General features: G+C 36.2%; 30 protein-coding genes and 1 tRNA gene. 3 read left to right on the forward strand and 28 right to left on the reverse strand.

Going from position 1 to position 17,493, the window contains the following annotated elements; translation table 11 throughout:
• The 28 genes from HFC68_RS01550 to HFC68_RS01675 all read right to left on the reverse strand — a co-directional run bounded on the left by HFC68_RS01550 (position 1) and on the right by HFC68_RS01675 (position 16,025).
• On the reverse strand, positions 1-372 hold the full coding sequence (locus HFC68_RS01550) for a phage head-tail connector protein (RefSeq protein WP_167399588.1): 372 nt from the start codon (positions 370-372) through the stop codon (positions 1-3).
• 11 nt (positions 373-383) lie between these two features.
• A complete protein-coding gene (locus tag HFC68_RS01555; protein ID WP_256682584.1) occupies positions 384-629 on the reverse strand; it encodes an Ig-like domain-containing protein in 246 nt (81 codons plus the stop codon).
• A 38-nt stretch (positions 630-667) separates the two neighbouring features.
• Entirely contained in the window at positions 668-1,582 is a 915-nt protein-coding gene (locus HFC68_RS01560) for a phage capsid protein (protein WP_167399589.1), read from the reverse strand.
• A gap of 14 nt (positions 1,583-1,596) precedes the next feature.
• Positions 1,597-2,208 carry a DUF4355 domain-containing protein gene (locus tag HFC68_RS01565; protein ID WP_167399590.1) on the reverse strand — a complete coding sequence of 204 codons (612 nt, stop codon included), beginning with the start codon at positions 2,206-2,208 and terminating at the stop codon, positions 1,597-1,599.
• 197 nt (positions 2,209-2,405) lie between these two features.
• A complete protein-coding gene (locus HFC68_RS01570; RefSeq protein ID WP_167399591.1) occupies positions 2,406-2,681 on the reverse strand; it encodes a hypothetical protein in 276 nt (91 codons plus the stop codon).
• 2 nt (positions 2,682-2,683) lie between these two features.
• The gene (locus HFC68_RS01575; protein WP_167399592.1) at positions 2,684-3,649 is read right to left on the reverse strand and encodes a minor capsid protein; all 966 of its coding nucleotides are present in this window, start codon (positions 3,647-3,649) and stop codon (positions 2,684-2,686) included.
• The gene (locus HFC68_RS01580) at positions 3,633-5,030 is read right to left on the reverse strand and encodes a phage portal protein (protein ID WP_167399593.1); all 1,398 of its coding nucleotides are present in this window, start codon (positions 5,028-5,030) and stop codon (positions 3,633-3,635) included. The genes HFC68_RS01575 and HFC68_RS01580 overlap by 17 nt, the downstream gene beginning before the upstream one ends.
• 7 nt (positions 5,031-5,037) lie before the next feature.
• On the reverse strand, positions 5,038-6,309 hold the full coding sequence (locus tag HFC68_RS01585) for a PBSX family phage terminase large subunit (protein WP_167399594.1): 1,272 nt from the start codon (positions 6,307-6,309) through the stop codon (positions 5,038-5,040).
• Complete coding sequence (locus tag HFC68_RS01590) at positions 6,293-6,898, reverse strand: terminase small subunit (protein ID WP_167399595.1); 606 nt, start codon at positions 6,896-6,898, stop codon at positions 6,293-6,295. Before HFC68_RS01590 ends, HFC68_RS01585 begins: the two co-directional genes overlap by 17 nt.
• 69 nt (positions 6,899-6,967) lie before the next feature.
• Positions 6,968-7,783, reverse strand: coding sequence for a hypothetical protein (locus tag HFC68_RS01595; RefSeq protein ID WP_141822597.1), 816 nt, complete (start codon positions 7,781-7,783; stop codon positions 6,968-6,970).
• A gap of 62 nt (positions 7,784-7,845) precedes the next feature.
• Positions 7,846-8,043 (reverse strand): hypothetical protein, encoded by a 198-nt coding sequence (locus tag HFC68_RS01600; RefSeq protein ID WP_167399563.1) that lies wholly within the window; start codon positions 8,041-8,043, stop codon positions 7,846-7,848.
• Between the two features lie 237 nt (positions 8,044-8,280).
• Entirely contained in the window at positions 8,281-8,805 is a 525-nt protein-coding gene (locus HFC68_RS01605) for a hypothetical protein (protein WP_141822593.1), read from the reverse strand.
• A gap of 105 nt (positions 8,806-8,910) precedes the next feature.
• Positions 8,911-8,984 (reverse strand) — tRNA-Asn (locus HFC68_RS01610).
• A 167-nt stretch (positions 8,985-9,151) separates the two neighbouring features.
• Positions 9,152-9,568: an ArpU family phage packaging/lysis transcriptional regulator gene (locus HFC68_RS01615; RefSeq protein ID WP_167399596.1), complete on the reverse strand. Its 417-nt coding sequence runs from the start codon at positions 9,566-9,568 to the stop codon at positions 9,152-9,154.
• Between the two features lie 85 nt (positions 9,569-9,653).
• On the reverse strand, positions 9,654-9,776 hold the full coding sequence (locus tag HFC68_RS09315) for a hypothetical protein (protein ID WP_256677763.1): 123 nt from the start codon (positions 9,774-9,776) through the stop codon (positions 9,654-9,656).
• A 10-nt stretch (positions 9,777-9,786) separates the two neighbouring features.
• Positions 9,787-10,011 (reverse strand): hypothetical protein, encoded by a 225-nt coding sequence (locus tag HFC68_RS01620; protein WP_160208596.1) that lies wholly within the window; start codon positions 10,009-10,011, stop codon positions 9,787-9,789.
• Between the two features lie 11 nt (positions 10,012-10,022).
• The gene (locus HFC68_RS01625; RefSeq protein ID WP_159276383.1) at positions 10,023-10,208 is read right to left on the reverse strand and encodes a hypothetical protein; all 186 of its coding nucleotides are present in this window, start codon (positions 10,206-10,208) and stop codon (positions 10,023-10,025) included.
• A gap of 10 nt (positions 10,209-10,218) precedes the next feature.
• Entirely contained in the window at positions 10,219-10,524 is a 306-nt protein-coding gene (locus tag HFC68_RS01630) for a DeoR family transcriptional regulator (protein WP_159276381.1), read from the reverse strand.
• Between the two features lie 150 nt (positions 10,525-10,674).
• Positions 10,675-11,130, reverse strand: a complete 456-nt coding sequence (gene ssb, locus HFC68_RS01635; protein WP_167399597.1) for a single-stranded DNA-binding protein — start codon at positions 11,128-11,130, stop codon at positions 10,675-10,677.
• 167 nt (positions 11,131-11,297) lie between these two features.
• On the reverse strand, positions 11,298-11,990 hold the full coding sequence (locus tag HFC68_RS01640) for a putative HNHc nuclease (RefSeq protein WP_167399598.1): 693 nt from the start codon (positions 11,988-11,990) through the stop codon (positions 11,298-11,300).
• 3 nt (positions 11,991-11,993) lie between these two features.
• A complete protein-coding gene (locus HFC68_RS01645; protein WP_167399599.1) occupies positions 11,994-12,824 on the reverse strand; it encodes a helix-turn-helix domain-containing protein in 831 nt (276 codons plus the stop codon).
• 10 nt (positions 12,825-12,834) lie between these two features.
• The gene (locus HFC68_RS01650; protein WP_229564421.1) at positions 12,835-13,680 is read right to left on the reverse strand and encodes a PD-(D/E)XK nuclease-like domain-containing protein; all 846 of its coding nucleotides are present in this window, start codon (positions 13,678-13,680) and stop codon (positions 12,835-12,837) included.
• Complete coding sequence (gene bet / locus HFC68_RS01655) at positions 13,640-14,407, reverse strand: phage recombination protein Bet (protein ID WP_229564422.1); 768 nt, start codon at positions 14,405-14,407, stop codon at positions 13,640-13,642. Before bet ends, HFC68_RS01650 begins: the two co-directional genes overlap by 41 nt.
• A 192-nt stretch (positions 14,408-14,599) precedes the next feature.
• Positions 14,600-14,731: a hypothetical protein gene (locus HFC68_RS09320; RefSeq protein ID WP_256677761.1), complete on the reverse strand. Its 132-nt coding sequence runs from the start codon at positions 14,729-14,731 to the stop codon at positions 14,600-14,602.
• Between the two features lie 13 nt (positions 14,732-14,744).
• Complete coding sequence (locus HFC68_RS01660) at positions 14,745-15,020, reverse strand: helix-turn-helix domain-containing protein (protein WP_167399600.1); 276 nt, start codon at positions 15,018-15,020, stop codon at positions 14,745-14,747.
• On the reverse strand, positions 15,021-15,479 hold the full coding sequence (locus tag HFC68_RS01665) for a helix-turn-helix transcriptional regulator (protein ID WP_229564423.1): 459 nt from the start codon (positions 15,477-15,479) through the stop codon (positions 15,021-15,023).
• 73 nt (positions 15,480-15,552) lie between these two features.
• Positions 15,553-15,795, reverse strand: coding sequence for a hypothetical protein (locus HFC68_RS01670; RefSeq protein WP_167399601.1), 243 nt, complete (start codon positions 15,793-15,795; stop codon positions 15,553-15,555).
• The gene (locus tag HFC68_RS01675; protein ID WP_069825265.1) at positions 15,792-16,025 is read right to left on the reverse strand and encodes an XRE family transcriptional regulator; all 234 of its coding nucleotides are present in this window, start codon (positions 16,023-16,025) and stop codon (positions 15,792-15,794) included. The genes HFC68_RS01670 and HFC68_RS01675 overlap by 4 nt, the downstream gene beginning before the upstream one ends.
• Positions 16,026-16,189: 164 nt before the next feature.
• Between HFC68_RS01675 and HFC68_RS01680 the strand changes: the two genes are divergently transcribed.
• Genes HFC68_RS01680 through HFC68_RS01690 form a run of 3 tightly spaced genes read left to right on the forward strand, consistent with a single transcriptional unit; the run spans position 16,190 to position 17,459 of the window.
• The gene (locus HFC68_RS01680; protein ID WP_081332163.1) at positions 16,190-16,564 is read left to right on the forward strand and encodes a helix-turn-helix domain-containing protein; all 375 of its coding nucleotides are present in this window, start codon (positions 16,190-16,192) and stop codon (positions 16,562-16,564) included.
• Between the two features lie 3 nt (positions 16,565-16,567).
• Positions 16,568-16,966, forward strand: coding sequence for a hypothetical protein (locus HFC68_RS01685; protein ID WP_069825264.1), 399 nt, complete (start codon positions 16,568-16,570; stop codon positions 16,964-16,966).
• A 55-nt stretch (positions 16,967-17,021) separates the two neighbouring features.
• Positions 17,022-17,459, forward strand: a complete 438-nt coding sequence (locus HFC68_RS01690) for a hypothetical protein (protein ID WP_159251094.1) — start codon at positions 17,022-17,024, stop codon at positions 17,457-17,459.
• Positions 17,460-17,493 lie beyond the last annotated feature (34 nt).

Consider the following 17,493-nt stretch of genomic DNA (forward strand, 5'->3'; position numbering starts at 1 on the left):
CTACCTCCCAGAATAACCAGAAATGAAACTAACATGACCTAGAGTCGTAGGATTGTCCTCTTGGTCAGCTAACCAATCGGCAATATCTTTCAAGAAGTCGTCGAAATCATTGTCTTTGAAGGTAATCGTTTCGTCTTCTTGCGAATAATTGGTCATACCTTCATTCTTAAATCGATTGAAACGTCGTACAGCCACTTCTAGCAAAATATAATTAAGTTCTGCTGGCACATCGTCCTTAGCTTTTCGATGAAGTTTAATCTTAAGTGATGCTTCGGTGTTTTTGATGATTAAATTCAGTAAAGTGTCCCTACTGTTATCATCTTCCATTGCCAACAACACTTTAAGGTTCTTCAAATCTTCTGTTTCAGCCATCTAGTCACCTCCTAAGAGGCTTCTGTAATAGTTACTGCTAACGTTACTGTAAAGTCTCCGCTTGTGAATGTAATGGTTGCTGTACCAGCTTTAACGCCAGTAACTGTGAACGTTCCATCACTCTTCTTAGTAACCGTTGCTACCGTTTCATCGCTTGATGTAGCAGTCGTCGCCTTAACAACATCTGTAGCATCACTTGCATCAACTGGATCAGCTGCAATAGTGATATCCTTAGCGTCCCCCACCTTCTCGGACAACGTTTTTTGACTAGCAGTTATCCCGCTAGCTGGTGGGTTTACGCTTTTTTTAATGTCACCTTAACAACTGCTGCCTTATTGTCTTCAAGAATGAATTCACCAGCTTTACCAGCTCCTTGAAGTGCTACACCATCAAAATCTTCTGATTCAATCGTACGAGCTGTGTTGATACCAGTAAATTGACGAGCAATATTCTTGATTGAAGTATAAGCAATCTCGCCTTCTTGGAACTTAGCATCCGGCGTTTCTTGAATTTCAAATCCTTTGAAATGAAGAATATTGTTTTCATCAATGTTAGCTGATGAACTCTTTGATGATGTAGTCAAAGGATGGTCAATAATTGCGTTGTAAAGCTCTGCATTAACCCACGCTTTCTTTTCTCCGATAGTTTGAAGGTTGACGTAAATTGATGAAAGTTTATTGAACAAAGCCAATATACTATCGTTAGTAATTTCAGTAATGTTTTCAGTTTTACCAGCGATTTTACTAATAAAAGTACCGCCTTGGTCATCGAACATTTGGGTCTTAGCTTGCGCTTGTAATTCTAAACGATCAGCTGCTGCATTCTCAAAACCATTATTAACAGTTGCACGGTCAATACCTTCATGGAATACCCAATCCCATGAATAATTAACATCTGTATCTGTGTAGATGATTTCTTTACGTGGTCCAAAGCGAGTTGAATTTCCTGTACCAGTTCCAAATGCTGTGTTGGCATCTGTTTTATATGCACGGTTTTCATCACTATCTACCGTTCCTTTAGTGATAACCATTGGAATGTCACTAGTTTTAAGTGAGAATGCTTTGGCGTTATTAGCAACTCCGTCTTCTGCTTGAATTGAGCCACCAAAAAAATCACGGAAATAAGCTTGCTTTTCATATACAGCTTGTAACAAATCCTTGAATTGTGGTTGGAACGTACGTACTGCTTGGTTATTATTTGTTGCTGGCATAGATATGCCCTCCTTTATTTATATTTATTTAATTTAGCTGTAAAGGCATCTGCGACTTGCGTGCCTGTATCTTTAGGTGTTGAGCCTTTTAAGTAACCTTTACGTGCCGATTCAGTCGTTTTAGCAATCAATGATTTGATAGCTACGATGTTTTCGTAAGTTTTATCATCATCGTCTGTAACAATTAAATTGAGAATGCTGTCATCGACGTTGATGTTATCTTCTTGAAGGACTGAACGAGTTTGAGAAAGAACCTCATTGCGTTTCAATTTAGCTTCGAGTTCTTCGTTCTTCTTATTGAGTTCTTCAAGTTCTTTCTGTTTTTTTTCATCATCAGATAACGACTTAACGGACTTGTCAGGCTTCTTCTTTTGTTCATCAAGTTGTTTCTGCAAATCAGCAACCTGTTCTTCTAACGAGTGTTTGTTAGCTGTTTCTGAATGCAAACGTTTCTGCAATTTTTCAACGGTTTCATCAACCTTGCTTTCTTTACCATCGCTGTCCTTACCTTCTTCTCCATCTCCGCCGGCTGGAGTGTCAATTGAATCAGTTGGTTCTGTATCTGGATTGGCTGGTTCTTCTGCGAAAAACTGTAGATTCATTGGTAAAACTTTTTCTAGTTCCATAATTAATAACTCCTTTGCTCGCATTTAAAGCCTTGGGAGGCTACTCAGTTGTTCTTTTAGCTCTGCAATCAGGAAAAAGAGCATAAAAATAACGATGACCGTGATTAGTCATCGCTTTGAACGCTACATTTAGAAACTAATTTTCCTTTATCAATAACTAAACCAAACTCTGAAAGTTTTGCTTGAAGTCTGTCTAGTTATTCGTTAGCCATTCCGGCACTTGTTGCTAATTTATCAGTCTTTTCTTTTGCTTTATCCATAGTTTTACTGAATGATTCATCTTCACATCTTAATTTTGCTGTAATAGCATAATCAGCACCATCTTCACTAGGTTCATCACATTCTATGTTTTCTAAGAAACGAATAATTGCGACAAAATGCTCATTACCATCTAAAGCATTATCCTCAAGCCTTTCCATAACAAAATCTAATTGTTCATCACTTGGTAATGCTATAAATTCACTTAATTTCATATTTATTCCTCCTCTTTTTTGTACCATGGTGTAGTGCTACACATACAATTAGGATGGACTGGCCATACTGGTAAATCTTTAATATCGAAAATCCCATCGTTGTCTAATGCATAGCCACGGCAAATCTTGCATGCTGATCCCTCAGCAACCCACTTACATTTTTTGTAACCTGCTTTTTTAAAGCTTTCTATTTGAGCCTTATTAAGCACTCTAGCGGATTCAGTTCGTGCTATCCTTTCAGTTACATTAGTGACGTTCCCAACGCCCTCAGCGACGTATTTCCGAAGTCTACTGGCTAGTTCTCGTGGATTTTCTCCACGGATAATAGCTTGAGTTAATTCTCGGTCAAGATTAGCTTTTAAAACGTCCGTATTCGCCCATATTCGTTCGCTAAACGTTGCATTTTTGGTTTGAGCCATAATTACCTTAGCTACATCTTTATAATTGTGCTGGCTCTCATACATAGCCAAAATGCCAGCTTGACGTTTTAGTTCACCAAGATAGTCGTTTGATAAACGTTGATCTACATCATCATGAACATCTAAGTTAGTATCCATGATTTCTAATCCAATCTGAGCTTTTAGCATCTCTAATCGATTAATTCGCATTGTTGCATTATACAAACGCATCCTTGCATTAATCTCTTTGGAGAAATCAGAGCGTGAAACGAAACCTTTGCGCTTTCGAATCTTTTCAGCTTTTCTAACGATCGATTTAGCTTTATTTTCAAAAGCCTTAACATCTTCATCACTAACTCTTTGACGAGCTTCGGATAAATCAGCACCTTCTGCTTCTGCATATCGAATTAACTGATTGCTAATATCTTTGTTAATTCGGTCAATCAACTCTTGGTAATATTCTTGCAAATGTTTGTTAAAATCATCATCGTTTTTGATGTTTTCGTTAATCCAATCTTGTTCATCCTGTTCACGCTGCTTCCAGTATTCATCACTATTCTTCTTCGACATCGTCTACACCGACTTTCTGTTGGTCAGTTATGTTATTAGTGGCTTCAAGTGAACTTTTAATTTGTTCCTGTTGCTCCTCTTTCATGCGATTGATCTCGTTCTTAGCATCGTCCACGAATGATAACGTAGACAGCAGTGTTTCTTGACTAACCAAACCAACAAGATTCTTAGCTGTTGAGGCTTCGTCTGCTAAGTTAACTGGGAGGTTGCGAGTGAACTGAAACTTCAAGTCTTGCCATGCTTCCGTTTTAGTCGTGTCCAGAATAGTCTCAACGCCAAAAGCGATCTTGTATAGTTTTCGCAATGCTTGAGTAAACTTGCGTTCCTTGTTAGCCGCCATGTTCTTCATTGGTAACAACTTGTATTGAAGAGCCACACCAGAACTGTTTCCACTGAATGAATCATCATTAAGATTAGCGACCATACAAACTTGGTAGATCATATTGATTAAACGGTCAGTTAGATGTTCTTGCATCGCATCCCCGTCCGGCTTAGATAAGAATTCTGCTGTGCCGTTCACTGACTCCTCATTAGGTGCATAAATGATTTGATTGCCGTCCAAATTAAGAGCTAGTTTTCCATCATCACCGTCTAAGTCCATACCTTTCAACAATAGATAGGCATTATCAAAGTAAGCATTCTGATTAGCCTTTTGACTCACTACGTTGTTAAGTGCATCAATCAAGGTCATTGCATTTTCAAACACGCCTTGTCGCTCTTCATTATCAAAGAACTCTACTGCTGGCACTTGTCCGAACTGATTAGCATTAACTTCGCCTACTCTATTAGCACTATCATCAAATGAATACCACTCGTTATCTGTATATACCTGACCAGATAAAATGTTGTTCTTGTCTCGTGTATATCTAACAAATGCTAACGGTTCATGAAGGACACTATCATCATAAATAATGAATGAATTCATCGGTGAACTATAAGCTACGCCTGTCTCACTATTTTCATTTTGAAATAAAAAAGCAATCGAACGTCCGTAAACATCCGCTTGTTTGCTAATCTCATTCAATTTATCTTGGAATGAATTAGTATCATTCCATTGTTGAAGCTTCTCATTGTCGGTGTCATCATCTAACGTGATTTTAGGTGGAATACCCATGAAGTAACCGTTAAACGTCTCCACAATGTAATGTGCTAAATTGTTAACTAATTTATTATCTGGCCCGTGGTCCTTTGCATTCTTATGGAGGATCGCGTGGTTTCCGATATACATTTGCCACTTTTTATCGTATTCTTTGGCAAATTCATCGTTTGCAGAAATAAAGCTCCCAATCTCATCAGCTGTTAAATCTGCATCCTTTGGGAATACAAACGTTGTTCCATTAATAATTGAGCCTTTTCCCATAACTGTAATATCGATTATCATCACCCCTTTAAAAGTATTTATTTTTGATAACTTTAGCTTTGTTGTTGTGTCTTAGTACCATGTAGACAAAGTAACGCATTGAATCCATAGCATGGTCATGTTCCTTAATAACTTTGTCTTCGCCGTTGCTGGATGCTTTATCATCCCAGATGTACGATGCTAACTCTTTAAATAAATTAGGTAGGTTGTCCGTAAACTTAATCAGTCCGTTGTTCATTGCTGATTGTGTTTCACGAATCCCATTAAGCACGTCGTTGTTAGCTCTGATAATGCGGTAGTGTCGATTTCTTAACACCGCAATAAAAGAAGCTGCAGACGGGTCAATAATAATCCTGGCGTTCAGATTACCGACAAACTCATCTAAATCATTCGCATACTGGTCATCTGTTTTCTGACATGCGCTGTGTCGTCCGTCGTAGTAATACTCTTTTAAGCAATACCAGACGCCATTATAAAAACCCCACATTAGAAATACTGTAGGGTTTTGAGTTCCATAATCGACTGACACGTAATACTTCGTACAACGCCCTGGTGGCTCGCTAACGACCATTGTTTCTCTATTGAAGTTATCGTATATAACTCCTTCTGACATTACCCACAAGCCCAAAATATAGCGCTGGTAGAACACACCAGAGTAGTTACGTTTATACCTGTCGATGACTTCTTCTGATAGAGATGGATTGTCCTCCATTCGAAAATGGATTCGCAATGCTCGCTTACCTTTTAAATCATCAATCCAATTCAATTTAAACCAATGATAAGGGCCCTCTGGGTTCATGTTAAACCAATACTTACCACCTGTTTTAGAAACACGAGCTGTTGCTTGATTAACAAATGACTGTGGCATCAGAGCCACTTCATCAAAAAAGAATCCTGCTGCGGTTAACCCTTGAACTAAGTCTTGACTAGCTTCATCTTTACCACCAAAAATAAAAAAGTAATTAACCTTACCGTTCTTGGATACTTCAAACATATTATCCGTACGGTGATCAACCACTTTATATCTTCTTCCTAATAACATTTGTTTAAGCGGGCGTAAAACGTTACGTCTAAACGAGCCAATCGTTTTACCAGCCATGCCAAACTGTTCTTCATTGAACGTCTCCATGGCCCACATCACATAAGACAGCGACATAATTACCGTTTTACCAGCACGAACAGAGCCGTCACAGATGATAGCTTCGTGGTCCTTAACTTTAGGACTTCGCCACCACGTTAAGACTTGTTTCTGCTTCACTGAAAACGGGGTAAAATGAAATACTTTAGCTTTCAGTTTCATCTGAATCACCCCAAACTTCTTTAGCACCCTTGTTTAGCGCTTCTATAAATCCATCACTATCATTTCCAACATCTTCTGGATCATATTCTTGAGCACGTGCTTCGGCAATATCAGCCTCGGCTTTAAGCTTGCGTACCTTCTGTTTCTCAATCTCTTCACTATCATTTTTGAAATCACCATGCAATCTAAACCACAATTCAGCTGCTGAAACTTGTTCTTTAACTGATGCTGGACCAATTATGGTCGTGTCTTCCATATACTCAAGACGAGCATTCAGTGATTCATCATTATCTAGCGCTTCTTTTTTTAAGTTATCAATATTGACATATCGTCTTTCTATCTCTTTGCCAGCGCCAATCCGATAGATGTTTCGAAGAACTTCATCAGCTGCATTTGATTCATTTTCTTCTACTTTTCCAACCTTTTTGTTGATATAAGATTGAATTCCACCATTTTCCAACAATTTCTTGCCAGCATTTTTAGCGTAAGCCTTAGAGTAGCCTGCGTTTATAGCCGATTGATACGCATTGTTAGTTTTGATGAATTCATTAGCAAATTTGCGCTGCTGTTTAGTCAACTTCCTTGTCATTACATATCACCACGCCTCCTTTTGAGTACTAAAAAAAGCCATGCCTATTCACATGACTTTCAACGTTAATTATTCGCCTTTTTTTGCTCTCTCCCACTCAGCTTTCAAATATCTTTCTATATCATCGTTTATATTTTTAACATCTTCAGAGCTAGTACTAATATGTGTTACTGTCTTGCGATTGCTATCTTTATTAATTAACTTTAGTATATACTTCAAGCTCCCACATAACTTATTCAATCCCTCCTTAATATTAATATCTTCTGAATTTGATCCCAAAAAATATAACTCAATATTATTATTTAGCGCAATACATTCATCGCACCTCAATAATAGCTTTTTTCGAATATCTTCTGCTTCACTTTCTATTTCAAGAAATTCTTCGTGAAACGGTTCGTTTCGGGCAAATTCTTTTTCGAATTCGTAACTATCAGTTAACCTTTTTTCTATTGGATCCATATTTTCCAATTCCAACTCGTAATTATTATTAAAAGCAACCCATTCCTTTCGACTTGTTACTTTTTCTACTCTTTTAGAGGAAATTTCATATAAAGAAACTAGATAGTTTATTTCTGACAGTTTCGTATTTAATTGTGCAACTTTTTCTCTTACATTTTCAATCCAAGCGATCCTACTTTTCGAAATCAAATCTGCTTTAAATTTTCTACGATTATCCCAAGCATTAATAGCTAATGTAATTATTGCAATAATTGCTGTAAAACCCGTCCATGCAAATTTTCCATTACTATCTTGAAATAAATATCGATATAGATATGTGTCATTATATCGTATCCATCTGATTGCTAAATATCCCATAAAAATAGTTACTACTGTTGCAATGATAATAATAAATAAATGTTTCCATAACCACTTCAAAAAATTCATTAAGTACACTCCTAAATGTTCTATTAGGTTAATTATATCAGATGAAATTTTTATCTTTGACACTATTTCCAATCAATCTTGATAGTTTCTCTTTTTTCTTTGGGCACAATAAAAGGACGATCCTTTTTAGAATCGTCCTTCTTTTTTTGTTTAATTTCTCGGTCTAGTTCACCAAATATTTTTATCTCTGTTTGACTACACCAGCCGTACTTAGTCATCTTCATGTTTACATTGGTGCTCTCTTCCTTTACTATACCCAAGCTGAAACATTCCTAATGACAACCCAATCACTCCTAATATAAAACTTGCTAAAAATAGCACCATCAAATTTGCCTCCATAATAAAAAGTCACACGACAATTAAGTTATGTGACTTTAATGTTATTTTTTATTGATAAAATACAATATTGCAAAAAATATTATTGTAAAAATAAAAATGAGTATTAGTCCGCTAAATATGAAATCTGTGGAAAACTCTATATTAAACAATCTACCACCTCACAAATTAGCTATTTCTTTGTTTATTTTATTAATTGAATTAGTATATTCCTCTTCTGACTCCTTAATATCACTAATTTTCACTTTTAGTAAAGTAAGAGGATCAATATGTTGCCCTGAAAAATCTTGTTTCAAACTACAACATAAGAATGCTACGTAAATCATAAACTTATTATTGTTTTCTAAATCTTTCTTCATATCTGTATAAGTATATTGCGCCATTAACGATAATATTTTTATTGAATTGGTTGAACCATAAATTACCGTCCGATGAATTAAATTACTTAGTTTATCAGGATCCTTAATTGGTTTCATGAAAGTTAAAATTTTCGTCCATTCTTCAAGAACTTCTTTTTGCTCTTTTCCGCCTAATTCTTTAAAATAAGATTCTATTTGAAGCTCGTGCGAATCTCTAGACTTTTGTTTCTGCAATATTTTATTTTCTAACATATAAGGTAACCTTTTAATAAAAATAACTATTAAAAGCAGTAAGCCACTTATCAACCATCCTAAAAAATTTGTCATTTATAATACCCTCCAAAACAGTTTCATATATAAGTAAGTCTACTTCATAGTTTTTGGAAGGTCTATACTAAAAATTAAGTTATACAATCTCAAATGCTGTACCCACGTAGATGACAGGTCTCGAACCTGCGACATTCTGATTAACAGTCAGATGCTCTAACCAACTGAGCTACATCTACAAATCGAAAGTTAGCTTTGCACATCAACAACATGGGTGGTTTTGTCTAAATTCAAAGAATTGGAGGATTCCTCTTACTTGCTAACTTTCGATAATACTAATTTACACCCATTTTTCGTATAAATGCACTGATGAAAATCTGATAAAAATCCAATAAAAATCTGATTTTTAAAAATAAACATGCAGGTCTTCTCCGGACCAATACTCATATGTATCAGCAAATTCATTCATAGCGTACTTTTTTAAGTCGTTGTATCTTTGAGGCGAATACTTTAATGCTGCTGAAACCCAACCTACGTTGTAACCTTGAATTAAATCGTATAAGATGATTTGTTGTGAAATCATTGAACATCCCTTAATTGCATTAACGACTCTTAAGTATTCCAACTGATTATTTGAAAATTCAATGACGTTATCTTCAACGTGATTTCCATATTGAGGAGCCTTTGGCATATCATCGATATTAGTAGATTTAAGTTCTGTAGGATTCTTTCCTGCTAGTCTGGCGATTCTAGGATACTCTCTTCTAAAAAAACCTTTTACTTGATTCCCTGTAGCTTTTTCATTTAACTTTGGTAATGTCATAACGTCCATAACCTCCACCCACCTGTATGTTATAATTGGTTGTCGAGTAATTATAGCTACAGCGGATGCTGTGGCTTTTTTGTTGTCAAAATATAGATAGCAAAGCCTTACCTAAAAAAGTAATTGCATTGGCAGCTATCCAAATTACTTTAGTTACTGCTATCCATGATCCAATAATTAATAAGAGCCAAATACATCCCTTACTCATCGCTATCCCCCTAAAACAATGCTGTTTGCTCCCGTCTTACTCCTAGCCAAATGTCCCGCCATTCATTATGGCCAACATCATGTTGCAACATTTCTGGACTTTCCAAAGAGTAACGATACATAGAATGTAGATCATCCGTTTCGATATATACAAATCGACTTCTAGTAATCCTCGTGTCTAGGACTCCCACATTATGATTAAAGAAATATATACGAACTTCCTCTGTTAATTCCATAATGCCTCCTGTTATTTTTCTTTAGCAGCGTTTATCTTTGCCATATCTATCAACTTTTCAGCCTGTTCAATATCTGGTTGACATCCGCAACTACAATTAGTTGTAAACGTATAATTGTAGTTATAGACATATTTGTAAGTTTGGTCTTCGGTATTTGTTGATTCGCCTGCAAGCATTTTCTTTAATTTTTTAAACATATTCAACCTCCTACTTATCTTTAATGGTGCCCAATTCTTTCAACGTCCTAATATCTTTCCTAATGGTTGTATCTGTTGTACCGCACTTGGCAATTATTTCTTTGTTGTCATACCCTGTTTCTAGCAATTTCTTGACCATCTTCCTACGCTCAATAACTTTAGCGTTGTCGCTTCCCCAAATTGCTTGACTAGGCACTTTATAATTCGGTCTTGCTTCACGAGCTTTATGCATTAGTTTTTCATATTTATCACTGTTTCCTAGATTCAATTCAATAGTTGCTTGTTTTCTTAATGCTTGTCTTTCTTTAAATGTCATTGTTAACTCTCCCTAAAAGGATATTTTTATTTTTCTTTTAGATACACACCATGACTTGTTAAATAAATTAATTTGTATCCAGGACTCTGCATATAAGTTATCGTCTTCGTAGTATTTAGTAATGTAATGTTTAATCATTTTTAACCCTCCCTAGAACGGTAAATCGTCACCCTTGATATCCGGCATTCTATTAAATGGATCATTAGGAGTTCTGTTAGGTGATGATTGACCATTTTGTTGATTCTGGTAATTTTGTCCGTTATTTTGAGGTTTATTTTGACTGCTATTTTTAGATTCAAGTAGCGAGAAGTTCTCAGCTACAACCTCAGTAACAAAAATTCGTGTTCCTTGTTGATTTTCGTATGAGCGAGTTTGAATTCGTCCATCAATTCCAACTAATGAACCTTTGCGAGTGAAGTTACAGAAGTTTTCAGCAGCTTTGCGCCACATTTGGCATCTAATAAAATCCGCTTCACGTTCGCCTTGCGAATTAGTAAATTGCCGATTAACAGCTACTGTAAAAGTTGCAACTGCCACACCGCTGCCTGTGTATTTTAGTTCCGGATCGTTAGTTAACCGGCCTACTAATACTGTTCGATTAATCATTAGATTCCTCCTCACTAGCTAACTCACTTTGAATTTGAGCACAATTTTCAAAGATCCAAAGCACCGGTCCGCAGTCAAGTTGCAATGTTGCTATTTCCTTGCATACAAGGCATTTAGGTTTCTTAATGTGTCTCAAATACCAGTCATAGAAAAATAACTCTATATCATTACAAAACATTTTCATTTTCAGCACCGTAATTCCCCCTAATTCCTAATTTCTTCAAATCTTCAAGTTTTAGTTTGATACCCTCAACTGGAACATGGTATTTTCTTGAGAACTGAACGGGTCCGATGTGTTCAATCTCTTCATGATGTTTTCGACATAATGCCATTACGTGGCGTTTAGTGTGGTCCACTTTGTTTCTATTTGTCCTACCAACCACGTCGATGTGGTGGATATCTGCATACTCAGAACAAATCGTACAAACTCGGTGCCTACAGCATTGATACAAAAAATATCGCTGGTCTCTAGGTAGTAGCTCATAGCCCTTTTTAAACGGCACATGCCACTCGAACATGAAATCGATAACTAGGTCTAGTAGCCTTTTAGCATCGCTAACGGACGATTCTGTGCCGTCTGACAGGCTAATAGACTTGCCTGCGGTATAGATTTCGTACTGTGTGTAGAATATATCCTTGAGATAATCCTTCGGCGTAAACGACCAGACCTCAATATCATGCAATAAAGCAAAGAACAATCGCCGTTGCTGGGCACTGGCTTTACGAGTGTCGGCCACTTCGAAATCAATATAGAACTGGTCTGTTGAACCTGCGACGGTTTCTAGGTGATCTTGATTAAGTGGTTCATCCAAGTGGATTATTAAATTACCACTACGCATCACGGCTCTTGCTCTTTGCATTGCTTATCCCCCTCTTATCGTTTTTAGTTTTTCGAACTGCCGTTGAATTTCTTCTGGACTAACAGTAGGTTTAGACGTTTTAGCTGGTTGATTGATGCTGTTGTCCTGGGCCCATTCTGGTAAGGTTTCCCGTTGTACAGTCTTTCGTCCGTTTACAGGAGCCTCTGGAGTACTATCGTACTCATCCTGCCATCCTTTTTGTTTGAACCACGTCTGACCGTGTTTGATATAGCGCTTAGGTGTCTGCTTAGCTTTAATCTCAGCTAGGTAATTGTTAATACCCTGTCGAATATCATCGTCAGTAACACCAGTCTTAATCGATTGTTTGTATGAATTCCATGCTGATTCTTTGCCTTTTTTATTCGGATACAGCTTCCACAATGATTCGAAATGGTCACGGTCAGCCACCGGCTTAGGTGGTTTTGACGGTTTATTATTATTTTTATTATTAAATTTATTATTAGATTTATTATTACCTCTCAAGTTTTCTTGGGTAGGGTTCTTAAATTTATTTGGGTAGGTACCCAAATTTTCTTGGGTAGGGTACTCAAAAATTCTTATATACCTATTTTTAATTTGTTTAGTTCCTTCACGATAAACTACTTCTCTAGTGATATAACCGTATTTTTCTAACGCATGTAACCAATTTTGGACCGTTGTATTTGATACTTTGTATAGCTTGGCAAAGTGTGTATCAGAAGCCCAACAATACCCATCTTTTTTAGTTAATGCTGTAATCTCGCTATATAGAAGAATTGCTTTTGCTGGTAGACGATTATCATATCTAACATTTGCTGGAATAATTGAAAAATAACTTGGTTCTTCTTCTTTCATAGCAGCCTCCTTAATCCAATAATGAATCTATATCAACAAATCCTTTAATTTGTTGTCTACTTTTACAAAAGTCACATTTCTCACAAGGTTCTGGATCAACCTTGCCTTTAATTAATTTAATGATATGTGGCATTCTCTGTTCTAAATCGAGCAGTGCATCGTCTAGTTCTTCTTGCTTGAACTCAATCCCTAGAACTTCTGGTACATCTTCTTTTGAAACTCCAAAAATAAATGGTGCAAATTTCAAAGCATAATTTTGACGGATAATTTCTTGATAAATCGCCATCTGCAAATCATAGCCGTAAGCTGTAACAAACGGATTCCATTGTCTTAGTTCGTTATCCCAGAACTTGGCATGTAAATTCCGTGATGTTTTTAGATCACAGAAGTAAGCTACGTCATTTTCATCTTTAGGAACATGTAAGCAATCAATTCTAACTTTCCAATCCATTCCAAACATTTTGCCAGTTAGGATAACTTCTTTTTTTCCTTGATAAACACCCTTAAACAAGTTCTGTCTTTCTAAAGCTTTAACCATCTTGTCAGCTAAAACATAGTTACTTTTTAACTGTCCTTTGTTCTTCCCACGGGAACTAATTAATTCGTTTGAATTATCTTCAATAAATTCGTTATGGGCTTCCTCAGATTCGAAGTAAGTATGAAGGTAGTTGCCCATCAACAGTGCTGGGTTAGTCTCATCAACACTTGGAATTTCTCCGTTAAGATAAGCCATCGCCTCGTACTCACACTTCTTAAATCGTTTATACAAAGAGAAGGACATATAACTTTCAGTTGATAAATCGTAGTAATTCTCTTTATTCAGCTGCGGTTGTTTGCTCTTCGTTTTGACTGCCATCGTTTGCTACCTCCTCTTTTACTTCTTCAACTTGCTTAGCGTTTTGAACATTCGCAAATTTGTTAGCAAGTACATTACCAGCTTCAGTGCTATTTACTTCCTTACGTTCTTCAACTTTATTTGAACGTTTTGTTGCGTTAATATCCTTATCATCTTCTGTATAAAGCGCCCCTAAATCTTGTGGAAATGCTTCACGTAAAGCATTTACCATAGCCGATTTACGAATCATAGTAGCTGGCATACTTTTCCAAGTAGCTTGGTTTTTGTTAAATTCTTCGAATGCAATCTCAACATGTGTTGGATGCTCACGATCTTTACGGAATACATCCGCCCAAGCACCAACTATCCTGTCAGATTTAAGCGTAAATGCTCCCTTTGTATATACAATTTCATCTTTACGTTCAACAATGCATCCTGCTTCAATTCCATCGTAATTAACGTTTGATTCAGCCCTTTTCATAAAGGCTTCTTTAGAAGTGATAATTTGAGCTGGATTACCGCCAAACTTAACCAAGTAAGCTTCATTCAAGAATGGATTCAAATGTTGGTATCTACATAACTGGATGAACATCGTTACTTCTTGGTCACTCACATTTCCATTTCCACTCGTTAAATAATTTTTAACCATAGCTCTTGAAAGAGTTACCGATTCACCATTAACCTCATACACAACCTTTTTCTCTGTTTCGACTACTGCAGTGTTTTCATTTTGTACATTACTCATCATCTTCTACCTCCGTATTTTCTACATATGATTGGCACTGGTCTGGGTCTAGATAAGCGTCCTCCGCTTGTGAGAATGATTCCATTAAATCCCCGTTAGGCATGTACAGCACCTTCCTTCGGTGGTAGAATTGATGTATCAAATGTTGTGAAATGTTTTGAATCTCGTATTGGCGTACGGGATTTTTTTGTGCAATCAATTAACATAGTGATTACCTTTCCTTTCCAATTTTTCAATACGCTTAGCATCATCTTTCGGATCGCTTAACAGACTAACCATCTGTGATGACGCTAAAGCAATCACGATTAGTTTCAAAATAAATATCATCTTCATATCCTCCTTAAATTAAAGTTTCTTGGTTCTCCTCAATCCACTTATCGATGGCTTTTTCTGAATATCGAATTCCTCTACCATGTCCAATGTGCGGCATTGTAGGATAATAATCTCTTTTGAAAAGCCCATACCTAACATGTAATTTTTCCATCACTTCGTCTTGCGTCAGTAATTTATCGGACTTAAGCGTTTGATTTATCCGCTCTTCTATCTTTGGAATGATTAATTCAACCACTCTGTCGGCTACCTTTTGATCAATCCCATCTAAGCTAATTGCTGCCATCTAAACCACCTCCAGTGCCAAATCTAATGCAATCGCAAAATCATTCTCGGCTTGTCGTTCTTCTGATAGTTCTTTCCTGAACTTAATCAAAAAGTCATGTTCATCTTGACTCCATCCAGTTTTAGCAAGTATTTCCGTTACCTGTTCGTTAAGGATTCTTCGTTCGCTTTCTTCTTTGTTAACTCTCACAAATTGAGATAACGGATCCTTACCGTAGCTATTCTCAGTAAGCAGCCTTGTATCTAATATGTAGTCCGCAACGACAAACCTAAATCGTTCATCGCCTAGGACGTCAACTATATACAAAAGCTTGTCTACAGGTATTTTGTGTTCATCACTTGAAAACCAATTAGAAACTGCTTGTTTAGAAACGTGAATTAATTCAGCAAATCTTGTTCGACTTAATTCCTTTCTTTTTAAACACTTATCTAATTCAGCTGTAACGTCTTCTATTACCAATGCTTACACCTTCTTTTTGTGTACCACGTGGGATTTTTGTTCACGTGGGATTTTTCTATAATTAAGTCATAAGCTAAATAACCATAGGAACAGTCATTGCATTAATTTTTTTTTTGACCGCATATTCCGGAATAGCACCACGGCACATACCTTGGAATGCTAGTTCTGGAATCATACTTGGTGCTTTCTTGCCATTAATCTTTGGTGGGTTAATAGCACGCAAGATGTCTTCTTCACCTAACCAGTCATTACATAGCTCATACCACTGAGTCATGCCTAGTTGTGAATGCATCGCCTTTGCTTGGTTAATATTCATGCTGTCACCTCCTTTTGTTCTATTTCAGAACTACTTTTTGTAAAAAATTTTGAGTATGGTATTTTCAACATCACTTTTAACTGTGGTAACATATCCGCTTTGAATGCATATGATCCAGTTTTGTATTTATAGTAAGTTGAGCGATTCTTGAATCCCAAGGCTTTTGCCATTTCTTCATCAGAAATATGCAACTTTTTCTGTTGAAAATTAATAAGTTCTAAATTAATCATTTGCTACCTCCTTGTTCTGTTTTAGCAACTTACAAGTATTATAATATAGTTCTAAAACAGAAAAGTCAATAACTTTTTTTCTATTTTAGAACTTTTTGTGTTTTGAAACAGAAATGATGTTATTATTTTGTTGCTAATATAGAAACGAAAAGAGATGATATACCTTGACAAAACAAGAAGAAGAACAAATAAAAATAGGTCGTAGAATTGCAGAACTTAGAGAATCTAAAAATATATCACAAACAGAATTGGCAAGTAGAATCAATATAAATCGCTCAGTTCTTAATAGAATAGAGCTTGGCACACGCCCTGCACGTGATTTAGAGCTTAAGGGTATCGCCAATGTTTTGGACGTTTCTACTGATTACTTGGTTGGAAATACTGATAATCCTAACTCCGCGGATGACGATATGAATACCGTTGATTTAGATAAGGCTTTATCAGAAGAAGGAATGGCCATGTTTGACGGTCAACCACTATCTGAAGAATATAAAAAAGCTCTGTTAACAATGCTCAGAGCTGAAAAACGTGGTGAATAGTTTATGCATGATGATTTATTAGCACGTCTTATTTATATAGCAAGTAAATCAGGGATTAAGATTAGAGAAATTGAAGGAAATATTTCAGATCCAGATGTTGCTTTCTGTAAACGTAAAATAATAAATTTGAATGGTAATTTTGATTGTGAAATAAGTGTTGCTTTTAGATTGGCCCATGAAATTAGTCATATTCAATTCTCTCAACCTTCATTTTTATATACTTTCTCCCCCTATATTAAAAATAAGGAAGAAAGAGAAACAAATGAACGAGCAATCCATATAATTTCACGATTAATATATGAAGATATACCTAAAGAACAGAGAAATTGGGCAAACTTTATGGATGAATTTAATTTACCTGTTTGGTTTGAGCCGCTAGTCAAAAATATTATCTACGATTAATGTATCCAGTCCAAAACCTGAAGATCTTAAAAGCTGACTTTTTGGAGGAGTCAATATGAAGAAATTAATAGTTTTTATGGGAGTTATTTGTTCATTGCTAGTCCTAAGCGGTTGCTTTCATGATTCAAAACCCAAATTAAAAACCGTACGTATGGGAGACAAAATAAATAAAAAGCTTGAAAAAGATGATTACGGATTCTATAAACAAGGCCACGCATTACTATCTACAGATGATAATGACAGAGTCGTATCAATTAAATTTCCATTCAAACGTGACTACGTTCCTGTACACGATGCTACAGCTATGAGCAATTATAAAGAAGTAACAAATGATGATTTAGATTACGTGAGTGGAACTACCTACCATTCTGACAAATTGAATCGTGATTATACTATTGAAGAATCACGTAATAGTGATGGTAAAATTGTTTCGGCCTCAATATTTTTTAAGAACTTTGATCCCACTAATCCAGAAAAGTTTTATAACAAATAACACTACCCCACTCTGGCGACTTGCAACGGTTCGA

The organism is Pediococcus sp. EKM201D (genome assembly GCF_011800215.1).
Classification (GTDB): domain Bacteria; phylum Bacillota; class Bacilli; order Lactobacillales; family Lactobacillaceae; genus Pediococcus; species Pediococcus pentosaceus.